The sequence below is a fragment of the Escherichia sp. UTM R2 genome, from assembly GCF_048593455.1.
In the GTDB taxonomy this organism is placed as follows: domain Bacteria; phylum Pseudomonadota; class Gammaproteobacteria; order Enterobacterales; family Enterobacteriaceae; genus Escherichia; species Escherichia coli.
This window is the reverse complement of record NZ_JBFWDY010000002.1, coordinates 2,633,914-2,658,871: the sequence shown is the minus strand read 5'-3', so window position 1 is coordinate 2,658,871 and position 24,958 is coordinate 2,633,914. Positions and strand designations below refer to the sequence as shown.

Annotated in this window: 27 protein-coding genes; 7 read left to right on the top strand and 20 right to left on the bottom strand. The window is 49.4% G+C overall.

Translation table 11 applies throughout. The features are described 5' to 3' along the window. Window positions 1-33: 33 nt before the first annotated feature. On the bottom strand, window positions 34-1,107 hold the full coding sequence (locus AB4H76_RS13750) for an acyltransferase family protein (RefSeq protein WP_000810253.1): 1,074 nt from the start codon (window positions 1,105-1,107) through the stop codon (window positions 34-36). Window positions 1,108-1,368: 261 nt separating this feature from the next. Between AB4H76_RS13750 and lolC the strand changes: the two genes are divergently transcribed. Genes lolC through cobB form a run of 5 tightly spaced genes read left to right on the top strand, consistent with a single transcriptional unit; the run spans window position 1,369 to window position 6,301 of the window. Continuing rightward, the gene (gene lolC, locus AB4H76_RS13745; RefSeq protein WP_000284714.1) at window positions 1,369-2,568 is read left to right on the top strand and encodes a lipoprotein-releasing ABC transporter permease subunit LolC; all 1,200 of its coding nucleotides are present in this window, start codon (window positions 1,369-1,371) and stop codon (window positions 2,566-2,568) included. Further along, complete coding sequence (gene lolD / locus AB4H76_RS13740; RefSeq protein WP_001033694.1) at window positions 2,561-3,262, top strand: lipoprotein-releasing ABC transporter ATP-binding protein LolD; 702 nt, start codon at window positions 2,561-2,563, stop codon at window positions 3,260-3,262. Before lolC ends, lolD begins: the two co-directional genes overlap by 8 nt. Next, window positions 3,262-4,506: a lipoprotein-releasing ABC transporter permease subunit LolE gene (gene lolE / locus AB4H76_RS13735; protein WP_001251348.1), complete on the top strand. Its 1,245-nt coding sequence runs from the start codon at window positions 3,262-3,264 to the stop codon at window positions 4,504-4,506. The genes lolD and lolE overlap by 1 nt, the downstream gene beginning before the upstream one ends. Window positions 4,507-4,534: 28 nt before the next feature. Then, on the top strand, window positions 4,535-5,446 hold the full coding sequence (gene nagK / locus AB4H76_RS13730; RefSeq protein WP_000291270.1) for an N-acetylglucosamine kinase: 912 nt from the start codon (window positions 4,535-4,537) through the stop codon (window positions 5,444-5,446). A 15-nt stretch (window positions 5,447-5,461) separates the two neighbouring features. Continuing rightward, window positions 5,462-6,301, top strand: coding sequence for a Sir2 family NAD+-dependent deacetylase (gene cobB / locus AB4H76_RS13725; protein WP_000952737.1), 840 nt, complete (start codon window positions 5,462-5,464; stop codon window positions 6,299-6,301). Between the two features lie 119 nt (window positions 6,302-6,420). On the opposite strand, the gene AB4H76_RS13720 is transcribed toward cobB, so the two are convergent. Genes AB4H76_RS13720 through potA form a run of 6 tightly spaced genes read right to left on the bottom strand, consistent with a single transcriptional unit; the run spans window position 6,421 to window position 11,536 of the window. Then, on the bottom strand, window positions 6,421-7,209 hold the full coding sequence (locus AB4H76_RS13720) for a TPM domain-containing protein (RefSeq protein WP_000713462.1): 789 nt from the start codon (window positions 7,207-7,209) through the stop codon (window positions 6,421-6,423). Beyond that, a complete protein-coding gene (locus AB4H76_RS13715; protein WP_000076376.1) occupies window positions 7,206-7,667 on the bottom strand; it encodes a DUF3592 domain-containing protein in 462 nt (153 codons plus the stop codon). The genes AB4H76_RS13720 and AB4H76_RS13715 overlap by 4 nt, the downstream gene beginning before the upstream one ends. Window positions 7,668-7,724: 57 nt before the next feature. Further along, window positions 7,725-8,771 carry a spermidine/putrescine ABC transporter substrate-binding protein PotD gene (gene potD, locus AB4H76_RS13710; RefSeq protein ID WP_000759317.1) on the bottom strand — a complete coding sequence of 349 codons (1,047 nt, stop codon included), beginning with the start codon at window positions 8,769-8,771 and terminating at the stop codon, window positions 7,725-7,727. Beyond that, window positions 8,768-9,562, bottom strand: coding sequence for a spermidine/putrescine ABC transporter permease PotC (potC, locus tag AB4H76_RS13705; protein ID WP_000580316.1), 795 nt, complete (start codon window positions 9,560-9,562; stop codon window positions 8,768-8,770). The genes potD and potC overlap by 4 nt, the downstream gene beginning before the upstream one ends. Beyond that, complete coding sequence (gene potB, locus AB4H76_RS13700) at window positions 9,559-10,416, bottom strand: spermidine/putrescine ABC transporter permease PotB (protein WP_000799401.1); 858 nt, start codon at window positions 10,414-10,416, stop codon at window positions 9,559-9,561. Before potB ends, potC begins: the two co-directional genes overlap by 4 nt. Beyond that, entirely contained in the window at window positions 10,400-11,536 is a 1,137-nt protein-coding gene (potA, locus tag AB4H76_RS13695) for a spermidine/putrescine ABC transporter ATP-binding protein PotA (protein ID WP_000531601.1), read from the bottom strand. The genes potB and potA overlap by 17 nt, the downstream gene beginning before the upstream one ends. Window positions 11,537-11,785: 249 nt before the next feature. On the opposite strand from potA, the gene pepT reads away from it, so the two are divergent. Beyond that, a complete protein-coding gene (gene pepT, locus AB4H76_RS13690) occupies window positions 11,786-13,012 on the top strand; it encodes a peptidase T (protein WP_000359441.1) in 1,227 nt (408 codons plus the stop codon). 48 nt (window positions 13,013-13,060) lie between these two features. Here pepT and roxA read toward each other — a convergent pair whose 3' ends face one another. From roxA to rluE, 8 genes are all read right to left on the bottom strand, one after another. After that, on the bottom strand, window positions 13,061-14,182 hold the full coding sequence (gene roxA / locus AB4H76_RS13685; protein ID WP_001295435.1) for a [50S ribosomal protein L16]-arginine 3-hydroxylase: 1,122 nt from the start codon (window positions 14,180-14,182) through the stop codon (window positions 13,061-13,063). 75 nt (window positions 14,183-14,257) lie between these two features. Further along, on the bottom strand, window positions 14,258-15,718 hold the full coding sequence (gene phoQ, locus AB4H76_RS13680; RefSeq protein ID WP_077492788.1) for a two-component system sensor histidine kinase PhoQ: 1,461 nt from the start codon (window positions 15,716-15,718) through the stop codon (window positions 14,258-14,260). Further along, window positions 15,718-16,389 (bottom strand): two-component system response regulator PhoP, encoded by a 672-nt coding sequence (phoP, locus tag AB4H76_RS13675; protein WP_001265471.1) that lies wholly within the window; start codon window positions 16,387-16,389, stop codon window positions 15,718-15,720. Before phoP ends, phoQ begins: the two co-directional genes overlap by 1 nt. Before the next feature lie 168 nt (window positions 16,390-16,557). Then, window positions 16,558-17,928 carry an adenylosuccinate lyase gene (purB, locus tag AB4H76_RS13670; RefSeq protein WP_000423742.1) on the bottom strand — a complete coding sequence of 457 codons (1,371 nt, stop codon included), beginning with the start codon at window positions 17,926-17,928 and terminating at the stop codon, window positions 16,558-16,560. Between the two features lie 3 nt (window positions 17,929-17,931). Continuing rightward, entirely contained in the window at window positions 17,932-18,573 is a 642-nt protein-coding gene (hflD, locus tag AB4H76_RS13665; protein ID WP_001297479.1) for a high frequency lysogenization protein HflD, read from the bottom strand. Window positions 18,574-18,608: 35 nt separating this feature from the next. Next, complete coding sequence (gene mnmA, locus AB4H76_RS13660) at window positions 18,609-19,715, bottom strand: tRNA 2-thiouridine(34) synthase MnmA (protein ID WP_001297484.1); 1,107 nt, start codon at window positions 19,713-19,715, stop codon at window positions 18,609-18,611. 53 nt (window positions 19,716-19,768) lie between these two features. Then, the gene (nudJ, locus tag AB4H76_RS13655) at window positions 19,769-20,230 is read right to left on the bottom strand and encodes a phosphatase NudJ (RefSeq protein WP_000476093.1); all 462 of its coding nucleotides are present in this window, start codon (window positions 20,228-20,230) and stop codon (window positions 19,769-19,771) included. Window positions 20,231-20,239: 9 nt separating this feature from the next. After that, complete coding sequence (gene rluE / locus AB4H76_RS13650) at window positions 20,240-20,893, bottom strand: 23S rRNA pseudouridine(2457) synthase RluE (protein ID WP_077492724.1); 654 nt, start codon at window positions 20,891-20,893, stop codon at window positions 20,240-20,242. 171 nt (window positions 20,894-21,064) lie between these two features. Here rluE and icd point away from each other — a divergent pair, with 171 nt between their 5' ends. Further along, on the top strand, window positions 21,065-22,315 hold the full coding sequence (gene icd / locus AB4H76_RS13645; protein WP_077492725.1) for an NADP-dependent isocitrate dehydrogenase: 1,251 nt from the start codon (window positions 21,065-21,067) through the stop codon (window positions 22,313-22,315). A gap of 102 nt (window positions 22,316-22,417) precedes the next feature. On the opposite strand, the gene AB4H76_RS13640 is transcribed toward icd, so the two are convergent. The 5 genes from AB4H76_RS13640 to bluR all read right to left on the bottom strand — a co-directional run bounded on the left by AB4H76_RS13640 (window position 22,418) and on the right by bluR (window position 24,796). After that, window positions 22,418-22,741 (bottom strand): anti-adapter protein IraM, encoded by a 324-nt coding sequence (locus tag AB4H76_RS13640; protein ID WP_077492726.1) that lies wholly within the window; start codon window positions 22,739-22,741, stop codon window positions 22,418-22,420. A gap of 255 nt (window positions 22,742-22,996) precedes the next feature. Then, on the bottom strand, window positions 22,997-23,041 hold the full coding sequence (locus tag AB4H76_RS13635; protein ID WP_120795380.1) for a protein YmgK: 45 nt from the start codon (window positions 23,039-23,041) through the stop codon (window positions 22,997-22,999). A 235-nt stretch (window positions 23,042-23,276) separates the two neighbouring features. Beyond that, the gene (locus AB4H76_RS13630) at window positions 23,277-23,387 is read right to left on the bottom strand and encodes a hypothetical protein (protein WP_032082692.1); all 111 of its coding nucleotides are present in this window, start codon (window positions 23,385-23,387) and stop codon (window positions 23,277-23,279) included. A gap of 52 nt (window positions 23,388-23,439) precedes the next feature. Continuing rightward, window positions 23,440-23,844 carry a DUF1398 domain-containing protein gene (locus AB4H76_RS13625; protein WP_000373101.1) on the bottom strand — a complete coding sequence of 135 codons (405 nt, stop codon included), beginning with the start codon at window positions 23,842-23,844 and terminating at the stop codon, window positions 23,440-23,442. 220 nt (window positions 23,845-24,064) lie between these two features. Beyond that, entirely contained in the window at window positions 24,065-24,796 is a 732-nt protein-coding gene (bluR, locus tag AB4H76_RS13620) for a DNA-binding transcriptional repressor BluR (RefSeq protein ID WP_000332303.1), read from the bottom strand. Window positions 24,797-24,958: the final 162 nt, after the last annotated feature.

The window sequence follows — 24,958 nt, the reverse complement described above, 5'->3', positions numbered from 1 at the left end:
AGCAAATTGAATCGCCCCGGCTGGGGCGATGGCTTAGCGGGAGTAACTGACGGCAGCGGGCAGTGAAGGCGGGGAGAACAACAGATCGCTGAATGCACGCTGTGAAAGTTTTCTTACCAGCAAGCCCGCAACAGTACAGATGAACAAACTGACAAAGGGATAAACCAGCAGGAGTGTCAGTTCGACTTGCGGCGACCAGCGTGCTGCGTTCATTTGCGCAAGCAGAGTTAAGCTGAATATTTCAACCAGAATGCGATGGGTGGTGTAGATAGCAATGGTGTTGGAGCCAATCACATTCAGCAGGCTGGTGGAGCGCATACCGAATCGTTGCTCGTATTGATAAAACAGCTTCATGATCACCACAATCGATACCAGCGACAACAGCAGCGAGATAGTAAACAACCAGGCACCGACCGCCAGAACGGTAAGCAAAGAAGCCATCAGCAGATGGCGGCGCAACGGCACCTCTTTAACACAGGTCATTATTGTTGCGCCAAACCATGCGCCAAGGCTGTAATAAGGCAAATTGCGGATCACACTGTTCATTCCCCACCACGGCGTGGGAACGAAATTAACCGCCACACTCAGCAGTACAAACAAGGCGAATAGTGGCAGCGCCAGACGGCTAAAAATTTTACATACCACGAAATAGACAATTAACGCATACAGATACCACAAGCTGGTGCTGGCGGTGATCATCCCGTGCAGGAACTCACCGGTGGAATCGGCATAAGCGGCATTGGAGGCATTGCTTAAATCGCGCTCAGGTGCCAGCCACTGGTTCAGCGCACTTAACGCCAGCCACTGCACCACGCCCCAAAGCGCCAGCACCCAGAAGATGTTCCAGATCCGTTTATCGAGACAATTTCCCCACGGTACGCTGTCGATATAGCGGCGAATCAAATAGCCGGATATAAAGAAAAAAACCGGCATACGAAAGGGGGCAAGGTAAAGATTGAAATAGATCCAGCATTTGCTCAGGACTTCCGATAACGGATGCTGAAAAGTGGTCAGATGCGGATAAAAGGTAATGACCGAGTGATAAATCACCACCAGACAAATACATAACCCTTTGATCTGGTTAATCCATAGCTCTTTTTGTTTCATCAGGACAACACGCTCTTTTTTAATTTACATGCGGTTGATCCTGCGGGTTATGAACCGAGGTGTAATGGGTATCTGTCTGTATTGGATGATTTTTCAGATTAAGATCAGGCGGCAAGATTGATGATAAAACATGGCAATTTAGCCGATTGATTTACGGGGGCTTTTCAGATTAGCCCTGACGATCACTTACAGTTCAGACGTTTACCCATCTTGCTTTCGCTTATATACTCGTGTCTTTGCTACAGCAACCAGACGGATTTCATGTACCAACCTGTCGCTCTATTTATTGGCCTGCGTTACATGCGTGGGCGTGCAGCGGATCGCTTCGGTCGTTTCGTCTCCTGGCTTTCTACCATCGGCATTACCCTCGGGGTGATGGCGCTGGTCACAGTATTGTCAGTGATGAACGGCTTTGAGCGCGAGCTGCAAAACAACATCCTTGGCCTGATGCCACAGGCAATTCTCTCTTCTGAGCATGGCTCTCTTAACCCGCAGCAACTCCCAGAAACGGCAGTCAAACTGGACGGCGTTAATCGCGTCGCACCTATTACTACCGGTGATGTGGTACTGCAAAGCGCGCGCAGCGTGGCGGTCGGGGTGATGCTCGGTATCGACCCGGCGCAAAAAGATCCACTTACACCGTATCTGGTCAATGTGAAACAAACTGACCTCGAGCCGGGGAAATATAATGTCATCCTCGGCGAACAACTTGCCTCACAGCTAGGCGTTAATCGCGGTGATCAAATCCGCGTGATGGTACCATCTGCCAGCCAGTTCACGCCGATGGGGCGTATTCCAAGCCAGCGCCTGTTCAATGTGATTGGCACTTTCGCCGCCAACAGTGAAGTCGATGGCTATGAAATGCTGGTGAATATTGAGGATGCCTCGCGTCTGATGCGTTATCCGGCAGGCAATATTACCGGCTGGCGTTTGTGGCTGGATGAGCCGCTGAAAGTCGACTCATTAAGTCAGCAAAAACTGCCTGAAGGCAGCAAATGGCAGGACTGGCGTGATCGTAAAGGCGAGTTGTTCCAGGCCGTACGCATGGAAAAAAATATGATGGGTTTACTGCTGAGCCTGATTGTCGCCGTTGCGGCGTTTAACATTATTACCTCACTAGGGCTGATGGTAATGGAGAAGCAGGGCGAAGTAGCGATCCTGCAAACGCAAGGCTTAACTCCGCGACAAATCATGATGGTCTTTATGGTGCAAGGGGCCAGCGCCGGGATTATCGGTGCGATCCTCGGAGCGGCGCTTGGCGCCCTGCTTGCCAGCCAGTTAAATAATCTGATGCCGATAATCGGCGTCCTGCTTGATGGCGCGGCGCTGCCGGTGGCTATCGAACCTTTACAGGTCATTGTTATTGCGCTGGTGGCGATGGCTATCGCGCTGCTGTCTACGCTTTACCCTTCATGGCGCGCTGCCGCCACTCAACCCGCTGAGGCTTTACGTTATGAATAAGATCCTGTTGCAATGCGACAACCTGTGCAAACGCTATCAGGAAGGCAGTGTGCAAACCGATGTGCTGCACAATGTCAGTTTCAGCGTCGGCGAAGGTGAAATGATGGCGATCGTCGGTAGCTCTGGTTCCGGTAAAAGTACCTTGCTGCACCTGCTGGGCGGGCTGGATACGCCAACCTCCGGCGATGTGATTTTTAATGGTCAGCCAATGAGCAAACTGTCGTCGGCAGCGAAAGCTGAACTGCGCAACCAGAAGCTGGGCTTTATTTATCAGTTTCACCACCTGCTGCCGGATTTTACCGCCCTGGAAAACGTGGCTATGCCGCTGCTGATTGGCAAGAAAAAGCCCGCTGAAATCAACAGCCGTGCACTTGAGATGTTAAAAGCGGTGGGGCTGGATCATCGTGCGAATCACCGCCCATCTGAACTTTCTGGCGGCGAACGCCAGCGTGTGGCGATTGCCCGTGCGCTGGTGAATAACCCGCGCCTGGTACTGGCGGATGAACCTACCGGTAACCTCGATGCGCGTAACGCCGACAGCATCTTCCAGTTGCTTGGGGAATTGAATCGCTTGCAGGGCACCGCCTTCCTGGTGGTTACTCACGACCTGCAACTGGCGAAACGTATGAGCCGCCAGTTAGAAATGCGTGATGGTCGTCTGACGGCGGAACTGAGCCTGATGGGGGCGGAGTAATGGCGATGCCTTTATCGTTATTAATTGGCCTGCGTTTTAGTCGCGGACGGCGGCGCGGCGGCATGGTGTCGCTGATCTCCGTTATTTCTACCATTGGCATTGCCCTCGGCGTGGCGGTATTGATCGTCGGCTTAAGCGCGATGAACGGCTTTGAACGCGAACTGAACAACCGTATTCTGGCGGTGGTGCCGCATGGTGAAATCGAGGCGGTGGATCAGCCGTGGACTAACTGGCAGGAAGCACTGGATCACGTGCAAAAAGTGCCGGGTATTGCCGCTGCCGCGCCGTATATCAATTTCACCGGGCTGGTGGAAAGTGGCGCGAATCTTCGCGCAATCCAGGTGAAGGGCGTTAACCCGCAACAGGAACAGCGTCTGAGCGCATTACCCTCGTTTGTCCAGGGCGATGCGTGGCGCAATTTTAAAGCGGGCGAACAGCAAATTATCATCGGCAAAGGCGTGGCGGATGCGCTGAAAGTGAAGCAGGGGGATTGGGTGTCGATTATGATCCCCAACTCGAATCCCGAGCATAAACTGATGCAGCCAAAACGTGTGCGTTTGCACGTTGCCGGTATTTTGCAGTTGAGTGGTCAACTCGATCACAGTTTTGCCATGATCCCGCTGGCGGATGCCCAACAATATCTTGATATGGGTTCCAGCGTGTCAGGTATTGCCCTTAAAATGACGGATGTTTTCAACGCCAATAAGCTGGTACGCGATGCGGGTGAAGTGACCAACAGCTATGTTTATATTAAAAGCTGGATTGGTACTTACGGCTATATGTATCGCGATATCCAAATGATCCGCGCCATTATGTATCTGGCGATGGTACTGGTGATTGGCGTGGCCTGTTTCAACATCGTCTCCACCTTAGTGATGGCGGTGAAAGACAAGAGTGGCGATATCGCAGTATTAAGAACGCTGGGGGCGAAAGATGGTTTAATTCGCGCCATCTTTGTCTGGTATGGATTGCTGGCAGGGCTGTTCGGCAGCCTGTGTGGTGTGATTATCGGCGTAGTGGTTTCACTGCAACTTACCCCGATTATTGAGTGGATTGAAAAGTTGATCGGTCATCAGTTCCTCTCCAGCGATATCTATTTTATTGATTTCCTGCCATCGGAATTGCACTGGCTGGACGTCTTCTACGTACTGGTCACAGCATTGTTGCTGAGTCTTTTGGCAAGTTGGTATCCGGCGCGGCGCGCCAGTAATATTGACCCTGCGCGAGTCCTTAGCGGCCAGTAAAGGCAGTACATTAAAACAAGGAGCGGCAATGTATTACGGGTTTGATATTGGTGGAACAAAAATTGCGCTTGGCGTGTTTGATAGCGGTCGGCAGTTGCAGTGGGAAAAGCGGGTGCCGACACCGCGTGACAGCTATGACGCATTTTTAGATGCAGTGTGTGAGCTGGTAGCTGAAGCTGACCAACGTTTTGGCTGTAAAGGTTCTGTCGGCATCGGTATTCCGGGAATGCCGGAAACAGAAGATGGTACGCTGTATGCCGCCAATGTCCCCGCTGCCAGCGGTAAACCGCTGCGTGCCGACCTGAGCGCACGTCTTGATCGCGATGTACGCCTTGATAACGATGCCAACTGTTTTGCCCTTTCAGAAGCCTGGGATGATGAATTTACTCAATATCCACTGGTGATGGGGTTGATTCTCGGCACCGGTGTTGGCGGCGGGCTGATTTTCAACGGCAAACCGATTACCGGTAAAAGCTACATTACCGGCGAGTTTGGCCATATGCGTCTGCCGGTTGATGCGTTAACCATGATGGGGTTGGATTTCCCGTTACGCCGCTGCGGCTGTGGTCAGCATGGCTGCATTGAAAATTATCTGTCTGGTCGCGGTTTTGCGTGGCTGTATCAACACTATTATCATCAACCGTTGCAGGCTCCCGAAATTATTGCGCTTTATGATCAAGGCGATGAGCAGGCAAGGGCGCACGTTGAGCGTTATCTGGATTTATTAGCGGTTTGTCTGGGAAATATCCTGACCATCGTTGACCCTGACCTGGTCGTCATTGGTGGTGGCTTATCGAATTTCCCGGCAATCACAACGCAACTGGCGGACAGGCTGCCTCGTCATCTCTTACCTGTAGCTCGTGTTCCGCGCATTGAACGCGCGCGCCACGGTGATGCGGGAGGAATGCGTGGTGCGGCCTTCCTACATCTAACCGATTAAACAACAGAGGTTGCTATGCTGTCGCGTCGGGGTCATCGGTTAAGTCGTTTTCGTAAAAATAAACGCCGCCTGCGCGAGCGTTTGCGTCAGCGTATTTTTTTCAGAGATAAAGTGGTGCCGGAAGCAATGGAAAAACCAAGAGTACTCGTACTGACAGGGGCAGGAATTTCTGCGGAATCAGGTATTCGTACCTTTCGCGCCGCAGATGGCCTGTGGGAAGAACATCGGGTTGAAGATGTGGCAACGCCGGAAGGTTTCGATCGCGATCCTGAACTGGTGCAAGCGTTTTATAACGCCCGTCGTCGACAGCTGCAGCAGCCAGAAATTCAGCCTAACGCCGCGCATCTTGCGCTGGCTAAACTGCAAGACGCCCTCGGCGATCGCTTTTTGCTGGTGACGCAGAATATCGACAACCTGCATGAACGCGCAGGTAATACCAATGTGATTCATATGCATGGGGAACTGCTGAAAGTGCGTTGTTCACAAAGTGGTCAGGTTCTCGACTGGACAGGAGACGTTACCCCAGAAGATAAATGCCATTGTTGCCAGTTTCCGGCACCCTTGCGCCCGCACGTAGTGTGGTTTGGCGAAATGCCACTCGGCATGGATGAAATTTATATGGCGTTGTCGATGGCCGATATTTTCATTGCCATTGGCACATCCGGGCATGTTTATCCGGCGGCTGGGTTTGTTCACGAAGCGAAACTGCATGGCGCGCACACCGTGGAACTGAATCTTGAACCGAGTCAGGTTGGTAATGAATTTGCCGAGAAATATTACGGCCCGGCAAGCCAGGTGGTGCCTGAGTTTGTTGAAAAGTTGCTGAAGGGATTAAAAGCGGGAAGCATTGCCTGATGCACTACGCTTATCAGGCCTGCAAGGGGACGCAATTAATTGAATTTGCGGGTTTTGTGGGCCGGATAAGGCGTTCGCGCCCCATCCGGCATAATACACGCGCACTTTTCCGGCCTCTTTTATCGTTTACTCGTCAATAACAATGCGGCAATAAACGTACAGACACCAATTAGCCCTGCCCAGAGTGGCGATATTCTGGTAATCGCAAAGCTATTATCGATATACAAACATAAAGCCTGATAACCCATATTGGCAATAGTCATCGCCACTGCAAATTTTAACGCATAAATAAAACGAGTCGTGTAGTAAAAGATCCTGGAAAATAAGATAAACGTCGCAGCCCAGGCGATAAAACCTAATGTGTTGGTGCTGCCGGGGGGAGCATTTTCATGCTGTTGTCCTGGATGCGGATAATACGTTAGTGGCGGCGTCGATTGTTTTAATATCTGTGCTTGTAGAACAGCCAATGCATTATTGATTCCCTGATACCAGAGATCTGCATTTAAATAAGCCAGCGTGTGATTTTCTATCAGAAGGCCGAGATGTTTATCGTCTAGACCACTTTCAACCTGGCCGTTGGTGATCATAATTAACCGTGGTTCGCGGGTAGTAAATAGTAACAGAACACTTCCTTTTACATCACTCAATGAAGATGACGCATGCGCCAGCATCGCTTTACCATTTTGTCTGAGACTGGCTTCATTATTAATGTCGGGTAAAACCACAATAAACGGTGCAATTCCCGTTTGTTGGCGAAAAAGCTCGGCTTTATGCGCGATCTCTTCAGCATCTGGTACAGTACCGGTAACGTCCGTAAAAAGTGTCTTCATTATTGGAATTAATGGCTTGCTGGCTGCTGTCAGAGGCAGGAGTATCAGTAAACTGAGCAGTATAATGAATTTTTTCATGGGCGGGACTTCCGTTTCCTGCGTGATTTTTTAGAGGAGGGCATACTTATTAATAAACCGACGGCGATAAAAATAACGCCCATAATGCCGATAAACCCCCATTTAAAAAAATTAACCCACGGGTTATTTATCTCAGCCTTTTCAGGATGCCCGGGAGAATAATAAACATTAACTTTATCGCCTTCGCTGTCTTCATAAAAATCGCTGCCGATACTCGAATTGAAAATTAGCGTGTAATCTGGCGTCGGTCGAAAGGCAACGACGGGATACCACGAACCATCTTTACCCGTGCGATGAGAATGACTGGAGTGCCAGACGGTATCAACAATGACGCCTTCGGTATGAATCGCGTCTTTGCTATAGGTGAACTGGTTATAAAAGACAACAACAGAAATGAGGATCAGTACCAGACCGATACCGAGGAATATACGAAAGAAAACTTTACTGTCCTGACTCATTAGCCACATCCTTGCTAACTAAAAAACGGGCGGTAATACCACCGCCCGCTTGCTGAATTAACGTCCTGCTTTCAGCTTCTGATAATACTCTTCATAAATGCTGCTGGCTGCGCCAACGTCATTCTGCCATTCGCCATTTTTAATGGTTTCAGCATCCGGGTAGAGTGTTTTATCGTTCGCCACTTCTGGACTTAACAGCTTACGCGCCGCAAGGTTTGGCGTTGGATAACCGATAGTTTCAGCAACCTGTTTTGCCACATCCGGGCGCAGCAGGAAGTTGATCAATTTCAGCGCGCCTTCTTTGTTTTTGGCATTTGCCGGGATCGCCAGGCTGTCCATCCAGAAAATGCCGCCTTCTTTCGGCCACACCACGTCAATTGGCGTACCCGCCTGGCGTGCAACGAAAGCAGAACCGTTCCAGATCATGCCGAGGTTAACTTCGCCTTCCATGTACGGGTTCGCCGGGTTATCGGAGTTAAAGGCTGCCACGTTTGGCATCAGTTTTTTCAGCTCGTTATATGCAGCTTCAATCTCTTTCGGATCGGTGGTGTTACCGGAGTAGCCCAGCTTACGCAGCGCCATCTGGAACACTTCACGGGCATCGTCGGTCAACAGCAGGCTGCCTTTGTACTCTGGCTTCCACAGATCGGCCCAGCTGGTGACAGATTTCGGATCCACCGCATCACCGTTAACACCAATCGCCGTCGCACCCCAGATATACGGAATGGAGTAGTCGTTATTCGGGTCAAAAGGCTTGTTGAGCATGTCTGGATCGAGATTGCTGAAGTTTGTTAACTTCGACTTGTCGATCTTCTGGATCATCCCTTCTTTACGCATTTTATCAACGTAATAGGTTGAAGGAACCACCAGATCATAGGCACCGTCTTTGTATGTTTTCAGCTTGGCGTACATGGTTTCGTTCGACTCGTAAGTCGAATAGATAACCTTAATACCGGTTTCTTTGGTGAACTGTTCAAGCAGTCCTGGCGGCACGTACTCGGTCCAGTTGTAGAAATACAGCGTGTTGTTGTCATCGGCGTGAGCGGCGCTCATGCCCAGTGCCAGAGCACCCGCCGCGAGCAGGTGGCGTGACCATTTTTTCATTTAACGTCCCCTGTGTTACCTTTCGTTTTATCACGAGCAATAAGCTGGCTGGCAATAACCATCACCAGCGACAGCACCAGTAATATGGTTGCCAGCGCGTTAACTTCCGGCGATACGCCGACTTTGACCATCGAATAAATTTTTAACGGCAGAATTTCATAACTTGGTCCGGTGACGAACGAAGAAACTACCACATCGTCCATCGACAGGGTAAAGCTTAACACCCAGCCCGCCGCCACCGCTGGCATTGCCAGTGGCAGAATGATTTTTCGCAGAATGGTAAATTCGCTGGCACCGAGATCTTTCGCCGCTTCCAGCATTCGCACGTCAAAACCTTTCAGGCGCGAATACACCGTCACCACCACAAATGGCAGGCAGAAGGTGATATGCGAGAACAGCAGCGACCAGAAGCCAAGCTGAATACCCAGCAGCATAAACAGCACCAGCAGCGAAATCGCCATCACGATATCTGGTGACATCATCACCACAAACAGCATTCCGCTAACGAACGGCTTACCACGAAAGCGATAACGGTACAGCGCAACTGCCGTCAGTGAACCGATAAGCGTAGCAAACGTCGCCGAAAACACCGCCATTGTTAGTGAATGCTGCGCTGCCTGTAACAGGCTGTCGTTGTTCATCAGCAGGCTATACCATTTGGTGGTAAAACCCTGCCAGTTGATGCCAAAGCGCGAGCTGTTAAAGGAGTTCACAATCAAAATAATGATTGGGATATACAGGTACGCGTAGATAGCGGTCATAAAACCGCCGCGAAGCAGTCGACCGATCATTCGAGTTCCACCTTCTTATTCAGCAAACGAGAAGCGCGCCAGTAAACCAGCAACATCAGGCCCATTACGATAGTCAGCGTAATGCTGGTAGCTGCACCAAACGGCCAGTCACGAATATTAAGGAACTGGACCTTGATGACGTTACCGATCAGCAGGTTTTTCGCACCGCCCATCAGGTCGGATACATAGAACAGGCCCATCGCTGGCAGCATCACCAGCAGACATCCGGCAATAATTCCCGGCATCGTCAGTGGAATAATGATACGGATAAAAGTCTGTAACTTGCTGGCACCGAGATCGCGCGCCGCCTCAAGCAACGGCTTATCCAGTTTTTCGATACTGGAGTACAGCGGCATCACCATAAACGGCAGCAGAATGTAAACCAGACCGATAATCACCGCACTGGGCGTGAACATGATACGGATTGGTGTGTCGATAACGCCCAGCCAGAGCAAAAACTCGTTGAGATAGCCTTTGGTGCTGAGGAAAATTTTCAGCCCGTAGATACGAATTAATGAGTTGGTCCAGAACGGAACAATCAGCAGAAACAGCAGCAGCGGACGCACCTTGTGTGGCAACTTCGCCAGAAACCAGGCAAACGGGTAGCCCAGCACCAGGCAGGCGAGGGTGGCGATCAGCGCCATATTCAGCGAGTGCAATAGCACTTCAAAATAGAGCGGATCGAGCAGACGCGTGTAGTTATCCAGCGTAAAGACCATTTTGACAAAACTGGCGTCGTCGCGGGTCAAAAAGCTGGTGCCAATGATCATCAGGTTGGGCAGAAAGACAAACAACACAAGCCAACCGACAATAGTGACAATCACTACATTCTGGAACTTACTTGTGTTCTTCATCAGCCAGTACGACCTCCCAGCTTTCTACCCAATTAATGGCCATTTTTTGGTCGAGAGAGTGGTCAAAGTCAGGATCGTCTTCATTGAAGAATTCGCTGACCATCACCATCTTGCCATTTTCCAGTTCAACAACCGACTCCAGCGTCATGCCTTTGTAGTTACGCTCGCGAACGTAACCAATCAGCCCTTCAGCGTGGTTGTCGTCGTTAATCTCTTCAACACGTAAGTCTTCCGGGCGCAGCAGAACATGCAGTTTTTGCCCCGGTTCAACGGCGAAGTTAACGTAGATATTACATTCGCGGCCTTCAACGTTGGCGCGTACGCGCTGCTCGTCTAGACGTTCGATGACAGTGGCGTTAAACATATTGATTTCGCCAATGAAGCCGGCAACAAACAGGTTTTTCGGCTCTTCGTAAATTTCGCGCGGTGTACCATCTTGCTCAATACGACCCTCGCGCATCACCACAATCCTGTCTGACATGGTGAGCGCTTCTTCCTGATCGTGAGTGACAAAGACGAAGGTAATACCAAGCTTACGCTGTAACGCTTTCAGCTCGTTCTGCATTTGCTTACGCAGTTTGTAATCCAGCGCTGAGAGCGACTCATCCAGCAACAACAGACGAGGCTTGTTAACCACCGCGCGAGCAATGGCGACGCGTTGCTGTTGACCACCAGAGAGCTGATGCGGTTTACGTTGAGCGAAGGTTTCCAGTTGCACCATCCGCAGGGCTTCCATCACGCGGGGCGTAATTTCAGCAGCGGGGGTTTTTTGCATGCGCAACCCAAAGGCCACATTTTCGAACACGGTCATGTGGGGGAAAAGTGCGTAGCTTTGGAAAACAGTGTTCACATAGCGGTTTTCCGCCGGAACGTGGGTGATGTCCTCGTTATCCAGCATGATGCGTCCGGAATCAACAGTTTCCAGACCTGCAATCAGGCGAAGAACGGTTGTTTTACCGCAGCCAGAAGGGCCAAGCAGCGTGAGGAACTCGCCATTGTTGATAGTCAGATCCAGCTGGGGAATGACCTCTTTACCATCAAAGCATTTGCGAATTCCCGCCAATTGCACCAGCGGTGAAAGCGAACTCGGTTGTTTATTCAATTTTTTACTCTGTCCCATGTAAACGCAACGGATGGCTTACCGATGCGGGGTTTGTGGTTAACCACCTTGGTGACTCTTAATGAGGGCGGTAATTCTACGGCAAACCGCTTGAATCGCCAATCTTTGTTGTGAATTACTGGCTTAGCTTTATATTCATTAAGGTAATGCTGATAAATATTCCCGCTTGCAGGGGTAAAAGTGACCTGACGCAATATTTGTCTTTTCTTGCTTCTTAATAATGTTGTCACAAAAAGTGAGGGTGACTACATGGATAAACTACTTGAGCGATTTTTGAACTACGTGTCTCTGGATACCCAATCAAAAGCAGGGGTGAGACAGGTTCCCAGCACGGAAGGCCAATGGAAGTTATTGCATCTGCTGAAAGAGCAGCTCGAAGAAATGGGGCTTATCAATGTGACCTTAAGTGAGAAGGGCACTTTGATGGCGACGTTACCGGCTAACGTCCCTGGCGATATCCCGGCGATTGGCTTTATTTCTCATGTGGATACCTCACCGGATTGCAGCGGCAAAAATGTTAATCCGCAAATTGTTGAAAACTATCGCGGTGGCGATATTGCGCTGGGTATCGGCGATGAAGTTTTATCACCGGTTATGTTCCCGGTGCTGCATCAGCTACTGGGTCAGACGTTGATTACCACCGATGGTAAAACCTTGTTAGGTGCCGATGACAAAGCCGGTATTGCAGAAATCATGACCGCGCTGGCGGTATTGCAACAGAAAAACATTCCGCATGGTGATATTCGCGTCGCCTTTACCCCGGATGAAGAAGTGGGCAAAGGGGCGAAACATTTTGATGTTGATGCCTTCGATGCCCGCTGGGCTTACACTGTTGACGGTGGTGGCGTAGGCGAACTGGAGTTTGAAAACTTCAACGCCGCATCGGTCAATATCAAAATTGTCGGTAACAATGTTCATCCGGGCACGGCGAAAGGAGTGATGGTAAATGCGCTGTCGCTGGCGGCACGTATTCATGCGGAAGTTCCGGCGGATGAAAGCCCGGAAATGACAGAAGGCTATGAAGGTTTCTATCACCTGGCGAGCATGAAAGGCACCGTTGACCGAGCCGATATGCACTACATCATCCGTGATTTCGACCGTAAACAGTTTGAAGCGCGTAAACGTAAAATGATGGAGATCGCCAAAAAAGTGGGCAAAGGGTTACATCCTGATTGCTACATTGAACTGGTGATTGAAGACAGTTACTACAATATGCGCGAGAAAGTGGTTGAGCATCCGCATATTCTCGATATCGCCCAGCAGGCGATGCGTGACTGCGATATTGAACCGGAACTGAAACCGATCCGCGGCGGTACCGACGGCGCGCAGTTGTCGTTTATGGGATTACCGTGCCCGAACCTGTTCACTGGCGGTTACAACTATCATGGTAAGCATGAGTTTGTGACTCTGGAAGGTATGGAAAAAGCGGTGCAGGTGATCGTCCGTATTGCCGAGTTAACGGCGCAACGGAAGTAAGCGAAAAGGGATGCGGCATGTGATGCCGCATCCGGCTTAAATCCAAACTTACCCTTCGAAGAACCAGTATCCGCTATTGACCAGCGCCGCGAGCATCGCGAGGAATGACGGATCTTCCAGCGCATCGCCAAAATTCTCCGCGGTCAGCGCAATGTTGCTGGCGAGTGCATCCAGTGCCGGACGGTGCGGGGAATCGATCTTCTCACCATTGGCATACACGTCGTCGCCAATGCGCAATACGCGCAGACCACCCAGGCGCACCAGCACATCACCTTGTTTCAGCGCATCGTAGATTTCATCTGGCTGATAAGGCGGCTCTGGCGGCGCGATATCCAGTTCATGACGTGACTGGGATATAAACTCGCCAAACCATTGCTTAAAGTGTTCCGGCTGGTTGATCAATTCGAGCATCATCTCACGCAGTTTATCCATTTCTTGCGGCAGAACGTCCGCAGGATGAGCGCGAGGTGGAACATCCGGATCGCTGTAGTAGTTGCCGCCCAGTTCACGTTGCAGCACATAATCGGCAAATCCGCTAATTAATTCCCGCGTATTTGGCGCGCGAAAACCCACGGAATAGTTCATCGCATTTTCCAGCGCGTAGCCTTCATGCGGGAATCCTGGCGGAATATAAAGAATATCGCCAGGCTCCAGCTCTTCATCGATGATGGCTTCGAACGGATCGACCTGTAACAGATCCGGGTGTGGGCAGTGCTGTTTCATTTGCAGCTTTTCGCCCACTCGCCAGCGACGACGTCCGGTACCCTGAATGATAAACACGTCGTACTGATCGAGATGCGGGCCGACGCCGCCGCCAGGTACAGAAAAAGAGATCATCAGATCATCAATACGCCAGTCCGGTAGTTCACGGAACGGTCGCATCAGCGCGGCGGTCGGCTCATGCCAGTGATTTACTGCTTGCACTAACAATGACCAGTTAGTTTCACCGAGATGATCGTAGCTTTCGAACGGACCGTGGCTGACCTGCCATTTGCCATCCTGGTGACTGACCAGTCGACTGTCGACTTCGCTTTCCATCGCCAGACCCGCCAACTCGTCTGGAGAGATCGGGTCAATAAAATTATTAAAGCCGCGTTTTAACACCACCGGGCGTTTCTGCCAGTGACGTTCAAGAAAATCGGGCCAGTTAAGAGTGAGTTGGTATTCCATGTTAAGCATCCACAGGCTGGTATCTGCAACCGATTATAACGGATGCTTAACGTAATGCGTGAAGTATGGACATATTTATTCATCTTTCGGCGTAGAATGCTGGCGACCAAAAATCACCTCCATCCGCGCACCGCCAAGCATGCTATCTCCGGCGACGATTTTACCCTCATATTGCTCGGTGATTTCGCGGGCTACCGCCAGCCCCACACCTTGCCCAGGGCGTAAAGTATCAACCCGTTGACCACGGTCGAAAATGACCTCTCGCTTGCTTAATGGAATACCGGGGCCATCATCCTCGACCACAATATAGAGATGCTCGTCGGTTTGCCTTGCAGAAATTTCGACAAACTCGAGGCAATATTTACAGGCATTATCCAGCACGTTGCCCATCACCTCGACAAAATCGTTCTGCTCACCGACAAAGCTGATCTCTGGCGAAATATCGAGAGAGATATTGACCCCTTTGCGTTGATACACTTTGTTCAGCGCTGAGTTGAGATTGTCCAGCAGTGGGGCGACCGGATGCAGCTCGCGGCTGAGCAATGTCCCGCCGCGCATACTGGCACGATGCAGGTAGTAGCCAATTTGCTGTGAAATGCGGCTGATTTGCTCCAGCATTACCGGCTCAGCATCACTGACGCTCATCTTTTCACTACGCAGAGAACGCAGCGTACTTTGCAGCACCGCCAGTGGCGTTTTCAGACTATGGGTCAGGTCGGTGAGCGTCGTACGGTATTTGTCGTAACGTTCGCGTTCACTTTTTAACAATCGGTTCAGGTTTCGTACCAGACTGGTCAGTTCTCGCGTTGTGGCTGGATTGAGCAATTCGCGGTTATGTTCTTCCAGTTCGCGGACTTCTTTTGCCAGGGCTTCGATGGGGCGTAAACTCCACCAGGCGGCGACCCACAGCAGCGGGATCACTAACAGCAGATTGGCTGAGAGCACATAGATAAACCAGCTCCAGACCATATAGGAACTTTTTAGCTCCACCGGAATGGTATCCACCACCACAATGGTTAATTTTGGCATCCGCGATGTTGCCGGGTAGACGTTTACTGCCACCGAGTGGGTCATCTCCGCGTCGTCATCATCTTCCCGCACTTCCTGCAACTGTTGCTGTATCGAATGATCTCCACTCAGCAAGAGGCTGGTATCGTTAACATCCGCTTCAATTTCATGAAAACCATTCGATTTCAGCCAGTCAGGCTGGATCATCTTCATCAGCCAGGGCACGTCACGTTGCGCCCATAAAAGCTGCCCGTTCTCATCATAAATTAGCGTCATGGTGGGGCTTTGCTTGTCGATATTTTCGGGTAACTCGACATGCAACTTATTGTTTTCCCACTTCGCAAGGGTATAGAACAGATTGCTCTCGCCACGTAACAGCCGAAACGTAGTTTTATCGAAACTGACGCTATAACCGATCAGCGCGACCATTCCGTAGGCAAGCGAAAGCACCAGTACTACCGCTGCCGTTGCCAACAGAAAACGTACCCGCAGCGAGAGCGGGAAAAAAAGACGCAGTAATTTTTTCATCAGCGCAATTCGAACAGATAGCCCTGGCCGCGAACGGTGGTAATCACTTCTTGGGGATATTGTGCCTGAATTTTTTTGCGCAGACGTCCCATCAGTACATCAATGGTATGGCTTTCCCGCAGCTCCGCATCCGGATAGAGTTGGAGCATTAACGAATCTTTGCTGACCACTTTGCCATTATTGCGTATCAACGTTTCCATAATGGTGTATTCGAACGCGGTCAGTTTGATCACTTCGTCATTAATAGATAATTCACGGCGAGAGAGATCAACCTGAAACGGGGGGAGCGAAATGACCTGTGAAGCCAGACCGCTATTACGCCGCATTAATGCCTGCATTCGCGCCATCACCTCTTCAATATGAAACGGTTTAGTCACATAATCATCAGCACCGGCACTTAATACTTCGACTTTGTCCTGCCAGCTTTCACGGGCGGTTAATACCAGAATCGGCAGTGAAACATCGTTGCTACGCCAGCGGCGAATCAGTGACAGACCGTCCTCGTCTGGCAATCCGAGATCGACAATCGCAATATCCGGTATATGTTCATTGAGATAATAATCGGCTTCTTTGGCATCTTCTGCGTCATCGACCTGATGACCAGCATCCTGAATCTGAACTTTAAGGTGGTGACGTAACAACGCATTGTCTTCAACAACCAGTACGCGCATTTTTATTTCTCCCTGTCTTAATTATTAAAATAGTGTAACGCGATTATGTGGTTATGGGGGTAAACATTAAATAAACCAGCGGGGAGGGGAGGTAAAGTGAAAAAATAAAAAGCGGATAATCTTAATAAGCAGGCCGGACAGCATCGCCATCCGGCACTGATACGAGGTTTATTTCAGCTCATCAACCATCGTGATAGCTCGACCAATATAGTTAGCCGGCGTCATCGCTTTCAGGCGGGCTTTCTCTTCTTCTGGCAACGCCAGACCATCGATAAACTGCTTCATGCCTTCGGCGTCAACGCGCTTACCGCGAGTCAGCTCTTTCAGCTTCTCGTACGGTTTTTCGATGCCATAGCGACGCATAACTGTCTGGATTGGTTCAGCCAGCACTTCCCAGTTGTGATCCAGTTCATCCAGCAGATGGTCACGGTTCACTTCCAGTTTGCTCACGCCTTTCAGGGTGGATTGATATGCAATCAAGGCATAACCGATACCCACGCCGAGGTTACGCAGCACGGTAGAGTCGGTCAGGTCACGCTGCCAGCGGGAAACCGGCAGTTTGCTTGCCAGATGCTGCAATACCGCGTTGGAAAGGCCCAGATTCCCTTCGGAGTTTTCGAAGTCGATCGGGTTAACTTTATGCGGCATGGTGGAAGAACCAATCTCACCAGCAATGGTTTTCTGTTTGAAGTGGTTAAGGGCGATATAACCCCAGACGTCACGGTCAAAGTCGATCAGAATAGTGTTGAAGCGCGCAACGCAATCAAACAGTTCGGCAATGTAGTCGTGCGGTTCGATCTGGGTGGTGTACGGGTTCCACTGAATACCCAGCGAGGTGACGAACTCTTCGCTGAACTGATGCCAGTCAACTTCCGGGTAAGCGGCGATGTGGGCGTTATAGTTACCGACCGCGCCGTTGATTTTGCCGAGGATCTCCACCTGGTTAAGCTGGCGGTACTGGCGCTCCATACGGTAGGCGACGTTTGCCATCTCTTTACCGATGGTTGACGGCGTGGCTGGCTGACCGTGGGTACGAGACAGCAGCGGGATATCGCGATACTGAACGGCGAGATCTTTAATGCCATCAATCAGTTGACGCCAGTATGGCAGGATCACTTCATCACGCGCGGTTTTCAGCATTAATGCGTGGGAGAGGTTATTGATATCTTCCGAAGTACAGGCAAAGTGGATGAATTCAGAAACCGCGTGCAGTTCCGGGATCTCCGCCACTTTTTCTTTCAGGAAATACTCAACCGCTTTAACGTCGTGGTTAGTGGTACGCTCGATAGTTTTGATGCGCGCCGCATCTTCTTCGCTGAAACTGGCGACGATTGCATCAAGGTAACCGATTGCGTCGGCAGCAAAAGCAGGAACTTCCTTGATCGCTGCGTGCGCGGCCAGTTTTTGCAGCCAACGTACTTCAACTTGTACACGGAATTTCAGCAAACCATATTCGCTGAAAATCCCGCGCAGCGCGCTGACTTTATCGCCGTAGCGTCCATCGACAGGGGAAACGGCGGTCAGTGAGGATAATTCCATAGATCACAACTCCGGGGTTAAATGAGCAAGAATTTGTTTTGCCTGAGTGGTCAGGCGATTACGAGAAAACATCAGTTGCAGACGTCCGCCGCCGACCTGGTGCCAGAGCACGGCGGCGCGAATGCCTGCCAGCAGGGTTGCGCGAACTTTCGCCTGCACTTGTGGGCTTTGCAGTACAGCAGGGGAACCGGTGACCTGAATGCGCGGGCCAAGCGGGCTGATCACATCAACATAGATAGCAGCCATCGCGCTCATCAGCGTTTCGGACTGTAAATCGAAGTGTTCGAGCTGGCGTTGCAGGCCGTTGATCCGGTTGCCCAGAGTGTCGAGCGCGCCTTTCGCTGAGGAGAGTTTGCGCTCAAGCACCATCAAGCTGAGTGTGTAGCGGGTTAACTCAGCGTTTAAGCCCTGGCGACTGCTGGCATTGAGCACGCCGAGCAGGGTTTCCAGCCCGACGCGCAGGTTGGCTTCGCTACCGCCAAAAACCGCCAGCGTCGAGCTGGGGTTCATATCAATAATACTGTTGAGTGAGACGTGTAGCGCATCGGCATCACAATGCCCCTGGTGAGCGAGTTGTTGCACCAGGCGTGCCGACTGACAAATACCGGCCAGGGCGAGGGTGATGTCATAGTAATTCTTTGCCACGTTCACTGCTTCCTTGTTTTAAGTAAAGATAATAATCAGACCGGCAGCGGCAGACGCTGCTCAATAATACCGCCACCGAGGCACACTTCACCGTTATAGAAGACGGCAGACTGGCCCGGCGTCACGGCGGCAACCGGTTCATCGAAAATCACTTCAATGCGATCATCGTCCAGCGCCTTGACGGTGCAAGGGATATCGGTCTGGCGATAGCGGGTTTTTACCGTGCAACGCATAGTGCCGGTGAATGGTTCGCGATCGACCCAGTGCAACTGCTGGGCAATCAACCCGACAGACATCAGCCGCGGGTGTTCATGGCCCTGAGCGACAACCAGAATGTTGTTTTCGACGTCTTTGTCCACCACATACCACGGTTCTTCGGTACCTTCTTTGGTGCCACCGATACCCAGACCTTTACGCTGACCGAGAGTGTGATACATCAGCCCCTGGTGCTCACCAATTTCATCGCCATCGACGGTAATGATTTTGCCCGGTTGCGCCGGGAGATAACGGCCCAGGAACTCGCGGAATTTACGTTCGCCAATGAAGCAAATGCCGGTAGAGTCTTTTTTCTTCGCGGTGACCAGACCAAGATCTTCAGCAATCTTACGCACCTGCGGTTTTTCCAGTTCGCCGACCGGGAACAGGCTTTGCGCAATCTGCTCATGGCTGAGCGTATAAAGGAAGTAGCTCTGGTCTTTATTGCTGTCCAGACCACGCAGCAGGCGGCTCTTGCCATCGACATCGGCCCGACGTACGTAATGACCGGTAGCGATATAATCGGCACCTAAATCTTCGGCGGCAAATTCGAGGAAGGCTTTAAATTTGATCTCTTTGTTGCACAGAATATCCGGATTCGGCGTGCGACCGGCTTTATATTCGGCAAGGAACAGTTCGAAGACGTTGTCCCAGTACTCGGCAGCAAAGTTAACGGTGTGCAGTTCAATGCCGAGCTTGTCGCAGACAGCCTGGGCATCAGCCAGATCCGCTGCCGCTGTGCAATATTCCTCACCGTCGTCTTCTTCCCAGTTCTTCATAAACAGGCCTTCAACCTGATATCCCTGTTGTTGCAACAGCCAGGCAGAAACGGAGGAATCGACACCGCCGGACATGCCGACGATTACTTTTTTTGCGGTTTCAGACATTGGATCACTCACGACATTGAACTTCAAGGCGGCGTATTCTATCACGCAGCCTTTTAGATGACACCCTTTGTAAAAGGCCAGTTAAAATCGCCAATCATCTCCAGCGGATAGCGTTGCCCGCTTTGATAACAACGGATACTTTCCGCCACCAGCGGCGAACGAAGATTTGACGCCTGTAAAATTTCTTCGGCGCTGACCCAACGACAGCAGTCGATATCGCTGTCATGAGGCTGGGTCGGGCATATTTGCTCAAGCTCAATGGCAAAGAGGAAACGCAAAAACGGCGTTTTATCTGGCGCAATCCACTGATGCATACGAATAAAGTGTTGCGGTTGCGCGCTGATGCCGGTTTCTTCCCATAGCTCACGGGCGGCAGCTTCCACTAAGGTTTCATCGGCTTCCAGATGCCCGGCAGGTTGGTTCCATAACGCTTTACCATTAATCGTCTCTTCAACGACTAAAAATTTACCCTCTGCGTGCACTACGCAAGCAACGGTAACGTGCGGTTTAAACATTGTGCATCCTTATTCTGTTGCTTCTCGCCATTCGCCATTGGCAAGGTTATCCAAAGTGTAATCACCCATCGCATAACGAATCAGTCGCAGCGTGGGGAAGCCAACATGGGCGGTCATGCGGCGCACCTGGCGATTACGTCCTTCATATAAGGTGATCTTCAGCCAGCTGGTGGGAATACTTTTGCGTTCACGAATTGGTGGATTCCGCGGCCATAACCACGCGGGTTCGTCAACCAGCTCCGCGCCTGCGGGCAGGGTAGGGCCATCATTTAAGGTTACGCCATTGCGCAAGGCTTCAATTGCGTCTTGCGTGGGAAAACCTTCCACCTGCACATAATAGATTTTTCCGGTGCGTTTACCCGGCTGGGTTAAACGCGCCTGCAACGCGCCGTTATTGGTCAGCACCAGTAACCCTTCGCTATCGCGGTCAAGACGACCTGCTGCATAAACGCCCTGAACCGGGATGAATTCTTTTAATGTTTTGCGTCCGGCTTTATCGGTGAACTGCGGAAGAACATCGTAGGGTTTATTGAAGAGGATCACACGCGTGGGCTGGTTTTCAGGTTTACGCCTGGTAGAACGTTGCGAGCTGAATCGCTTAACCTGGTGATTTCTAAAAGAAGTTTTTTGCATGGTATTTTCAGAGATTATGAATTGCCGCATTATAGCCTAATAACGCGCATCTTTCATGACGGCAAACAATAGGGTAGTATTGACAAGCCAATTACAAATCATTAACAAAAAATTGCTCTAAAGCATCCGTATCGCAGGACGCAAACGCATATGCAACGTGGTGGCAGACGAGCAAACCAGTAGCGCTCGAAGGAGAGGTGAATGGAAAGTAAAGTAGTTGTTCCGGCACAAGGCAAGAAGATCACCCTGCAAAACGGCAAACTCAACGTTCCTGAAAATCCGATTATCCCTTACATTGAAGGTGATGGAATCGGTGTAGATGTAACCCCAGCCATGCTGAAAGTGGTCGACGCTGCAGTCGAGAAAGCCTATAAAGGCGAGCGTAAAATCTCCTGGATGGAAATTTACACCGGTGAAAAATCCACACAGGTTTATGGTCAGGACGTCTGGCTGCCTGCTGAAACTCTTGATCTGATTCGTGAATATCGCGTTGCCATTAAAGGTCCGCTGACCACTCCTGTTGGTGGCGGTATTCGCTCTCTGAACGTTGCCCTGCGCCAGGAACTGGATCTCTACATCTGCCTGCGTCCGGTACGTTACTATCAGGGCACTCCAAGCCCGGTTAAACACCCTGAACTGACCGATATGGTTATCTTCCGTGAAAACTCGGAAGACATTTATGCGGGTATCGAATGGAAAGCAGACTCTGCCGACGCCGAGAAAGTGATTAAATTCCTGCGTGAAGAGATGGGGGTGAAGAAAATTCGCTTCCCGGAACATTGTGGTATCGGTATTAAGCCGTGTTCGGAAGAAGGCACCAAACGTCTGGTTCGTGCAGCGATCGAATACGCAATTGCTAACGATCGTGACTCTGTGACTCTGGTGCACAAAGGCAACATCATGAAGTTCACCGAAGGCGCGTTTAAAGACTGGGGCTACCAGCTGGCGCGTGAAGAGTTTGGCGGTGAACTGATCGACGGCGGCCCGTGGCTGAAAGTTAAAAACCCGAACACCGGCAAAGAGATCGTCATTAAAGACGTGATTGCTGATGCATTCCTGCAACAGATCCTGCTGCGTCCGGCTGAATATGATGTTATCGCCTGTATGAACCTGAACGGTGACTACATTTCTGACGCTCTGGCAGCGCAGGTTGGCGGTATCGGTATCGCCCCTGGAGCAAACATCGGTGACGAATGCGCCCTGTTTGAAGCCACCCACGGTACTGCGCCGAAATACGCCGGTCAGGACAAAGTAAACCCTGGCTCTATTATTCTCTCCGCTGAGATGATGTTACGCCATATGAGTTGGACTGAAGCGGCTGACCTGATTGTTAAAGGTATGGAAGGCGCAATCAATGCCAAGACCGTAACTTATGACTTCGAACGTCTGATGGAAGGCGCTAAACTGCTGAAATGTTCAGAATTTGGTGATGCGATCATCAAGAACATGTAATCACTACATGTGTTTAATATTGCAACGGGCGTATAACACGCCCGTTGTTTTATTTATGTAGGTATTATTAATAGCATATCGAGCATATTTATATAAAACCCTTTACTTGAGCCCATATGGGCATATTTTTATAATGCAACTATTATGCAAACATTTATTTGTTATTTTGCTTTCTCCTGGAGGACACTCTTGACTGCTTTTGAGTAGACTCCATAAATCCTTGTTGAATGGTGCGATGTTATAAATAGTAATAGGATATTCTTTATCTTTAAGGATAATTCCAGATTTAACCGGTGTAAATATACTGCCAGGAGGGAGAAATATAGTAGATTGATACCAGATGATCATTTTCATATTACCCCATATGGCTGAAAAAGATATGCCGCATGAAGGTTGAATTACCGTGTCAATTACTATCCACTTCATTTGTTATGTCTTATCCCACGGTATTTAATATGGTTCATTAGGATGTTTATTTCTTGATTTTGCATATGAGTATATTACCCCCCCTCAAAAAAATAAATTAATTAAAATGATGGCTTATATAAAATAAAATTTAAAGCAAGGAATCTCAATGGATGTTAAACAAAATGAGATTTTGTGAAAGCAATAAATTATTGACTTCGTTTTAGATTTGTTTAGCTATAATGTTATACATTCAAATGACTGAACATCCTGTAATTAAAACATAGCCTTTATGCTACTTTGTGCCAATTTGCTAAACATTATGGTTGCCTTTTTATATAACGATAATAATGAATATAAGCATGACATGAGAATAAGGTTTCAATTTTTGAGTTATATAGGAATGATTTAACCTGTTCCTGGCTAAAATACATATAACCGGATGATGACTAAACCAAAATACATGTGCGTTAAGTATTGAAACGGACGTGTGGCACGGCCGTTGTTTTTATAAATATGTTAACCGTTATAAAATAACGTATCAAAAGTCAAGTGATCACATTTCAAATATCAAGTTGATAGTATTAGTCTGGTGATTATTTATGGGTGACAATAAAAAGACAGTATTAATCATCCATAGAGATAGTCTCTGCACTTTTATTTCCATTATGCTAATGCCTTACTGAATTATGAAGCATTTCTTAAGTATCCAACTTTAGCTAGATTAATGGTTTATTATTTTCTACATCTTCAATATATAAAAGCGTATTATCAATGGCGTAGTAACTGCGTTTGTTATGATTAACATCAGTAACCCACCGGAAAACGCCCGCGCCTGCCAGTGTTGAACAGTATTCCCGAAATGTAGATTTTCCGCAAATATGAAGCAATGCGGCCTCTTTTATTTTAGCAGGGTTCTTGGTCGTACTAACTTTTAACAGGTTCCTGGTTCCTCTTAATAACAAAACCGTATCATCGTGAGTAATAATTCTGATGTTATCCGTAGCCAGATAATAAATGTAATGTGCAATACGGTGATGTTTTAATTCTGAATAAAACCAGGAGAAGTTTTGCTCTTTTCTCACTTGCTCAAACATCTTTTGAAAAACAACGACCTGATCCATCAGGATAATAACCTCTTGTTAGTTGTGAGACTGCGTAGTGTGCACGATCGGTTTTACCACTTCAATCTGGTCTGTCCTTTGGCTGTGATATGTACAGAGTGTGATAGAGGGAATATCTGAATTCTCCCGGTGAGCATTTTGCAACGGACCAGCTCCGGTACAAACGCTGTTGTGGGTTCAGATTATAACATTCTGTCTAAGGGGCGGGATAAAGGTGAAATTAGGGGGCATGAAAGATGACTTTATAACCTTGCTCACCCCAGTGTTGTAAAAGTTCGTTTTGCCTTCTCGTTGGTGCCATGCCTGTCCAGACAATCAATGTTTGCGTCGGGAACAGTTCCGGGCGCGGCGATTCAATGGGATCAGCAAGAACAGAAATGTGCCATCCTGACAATGATAAACGCCATGCTTCCAGCCACAATCGTGCTCTCTCTTCAACATTCCACGCCATCAGAATGGCTTCTTTACCGGGCTTACGGCGCATTTCGAAAAGCGAGGTTGCTGCGTATTCAATTAATGCGCCGTCAAACATACTGCTCATAATGCGGGAGGTGTTGTGATCAAGCACGAGACGCTGGCGAACAGGAAGGTAAACATGATTAATCAATTGATCTACTGGGTACTCTCGACCCAGTGAAATAATTCTCGCGCGTAGTTTGGCAGGATTAGCCATGCGAAGAATTGACATCATCTCTTCTTGCAGGCGGCTCCAGTCATCTTCCGTATCCTGGCTGGTGGTTTCCAGTAATGCTTTAACTTTGCCTACAGGGACGCCATTACTTATCCAACGCTTGATCTCTTCGATGCGTTGTATGTCTTCTTCATCAAAGAGTCGGTGTCCGCCTTCACTGCGCTGTGGTTTTAACAAACCGTAGCGGCGTTGCCAGGCCCGGAGAGTGACAGGATTAATCCCGCAACGTTCAGCAACATCACCAATGCTGTAATAAGCCACAATTCCTCCTTGCGGTCACAAATCTCCGTCGCCTGTACACGACCCAATAATACTTTGTACAATATACGCTAAAATTGTACAAAGTATAAATAAGATTTCAGCTAAATTGGATGAAACATTATTTTTAATGTGGATTAAATTTAAACGTAACGTATTCATTTT

Bases quoted from the DNA above. Each gene is read 5' to 3' on its own strand.
- AB4H76_RS13750 (WP_000810253.1), bottom strand. From the start codon at position 1,107: ATGAAACAAAAAGAGCTATGGATTAACCAGATCAAAGGGTTATGTATT.
- lolC (WP_000284714.1), top strand. From the start codon at position 1,369: ATGTACCAACCTGTCGCTCTATTTATTGGCCTGCGTTACATGCGTGGG.
- lolD (WP_001033694.1), top strand. From the start codon at position 2,561: ATGAATAAGATCCTGTTGCAATGCGACAACCTGTGCAAACGCTATCAG.
- lolE (WP_001251348.1), top strand. From the start codon at position 3,262: ATGGCGATGCCTTTATCGTTATTAATTGGCCTGCGTTTTAGTCGCGGA.
- nagK (WP_000291270.1), top strand. From the start codon at position 4,535: ATGTATTACGGGTTTGATATTGGTGGAACAAAAATTGCGCTTGGCGTG.
- cobB (WP_000952737.1), top strand. From the start codon at position 5,462: ATGCTGTCGCGTCGGGGTCATCGGTTAAGTCGTTTTCGTAAAAATAAA.
- AB4H76_RS13720 (WP_000713462.1), bottom strand. From the start codon at position 7,209: ATGAAAAAATTCATTATACTGCTCAGTTTACTGATACTCCTGCCTCTG.
- AB4H76_RS13715 (WP_000076376.1), bottom strand. From the start codon at position 7,667: ATGAGTCAGGACAGTAAAGTTTTCTTTCGTATATTCCTCGGTATCGGT.
- potD (WP_000759317.1), bottom strand. From the start codon at position 8,771: ATGAAAAAATGGTCACGCCACCTGCTCGCGGCGGGTGCTCTGGCACTG.
- potC (WP_000580316.1), bottom strand. From the start codon at position 9,562: ATGATCGGTCGACTGCTTCGCGGCGGTTTTATGACCGCTATCTACGCG.
- potB (WP_000799401.1), bottom strand. From the start codon at position 10,416: ATGAAGAACACAAGTAAGTTCCAGAATGTAGTGATTGTCACTATTGTC.
- potA (WP_000531601.1), bottom strand. From the start codon at position 11,536: ATGGGACAGAGTAAAAAATTGAATAAACAACCGAGTTCGCTTTCACCG.
- pepT (WP_000359441.1), top strand. From the start codon at position 11,786: ATGGATAAACTACTTGAGCGATTTTTGAACTACGTGTCTCTGGATACC.
- roxA (WP_001295435.1), bottom strand. From the start codon at position 14,182: ATGGAATACCAACTCACTCTTAACTGGCCCGATTTTCTTGAACGTCAC.
- phoQ (WP_077492788.1), bottom strand. From the start codon at position 15,718: ATGAAAAAATTACTGCGTCTTTTTTTCCCGCTCTCGCTGCGGGTACGT.
- phoP (WP_001265471.1), bottom strand. From the start codon at position 16,389: ATGCGCGTACTGGTTGTTGAAGACAATGCGTTGTTACGTCACCACCTT.
- purB (WP_000423742.1), bottom strand. From the start codon at position 17,928: ATGGAATTATCCTCACTGACCGCCGTTTCCCCTGTCGATGGACGCTAC.
- mnmA (WP_001297484.1), bottom strand. From the start codon at position 19,715: ATGTCTGAAACCGCAAAAAAAGTAATCGTCGGCATGTCCGGCGGTGTC.
- nudJ (WP_000476093.1), bottom strand. From the start codon at position 20,230: ATGTTTAAACCGCACGTTACCGTTGCTTGCGTAGTGCACGCAGAGGGT.
- rluE (WP_077492724.1), bottom strand. From the start codon at position 20,893: ATGCGGCAATTCATAATCTCTGAAAATACCATGCAAAAAACTTCTTTT.
- icd (WP_077492725.1), top strand. From the start codon at position 21,065: ATGGAAAGTAAAGTAGTTGTTCCGGCACAAGGCAAGAAGATCACCCTG.
- AB4H76_RS13640 (WP_077492726.1), bottom strand. From the start codon at position 22,741: ATGAAGTGGATAGTAATTGACACGGTAATTCAACCTTCATGCGGCATA.
- AB4H76_RS13630 (WP_032082692.1), bottom strand. From the start codon at position 23,387: ATGGAAATAAAAGTGCAGAGACTATCTCTATGGATGATTAATACTGTC.
- AB4H76_RS13625 (WP_000373101.1), bottom strand. From the start codon at position 23,844: ATGGATCAGGTCGTTGTTTTTCAAAAGATGTTTGAGCAAGTGAGAAAA.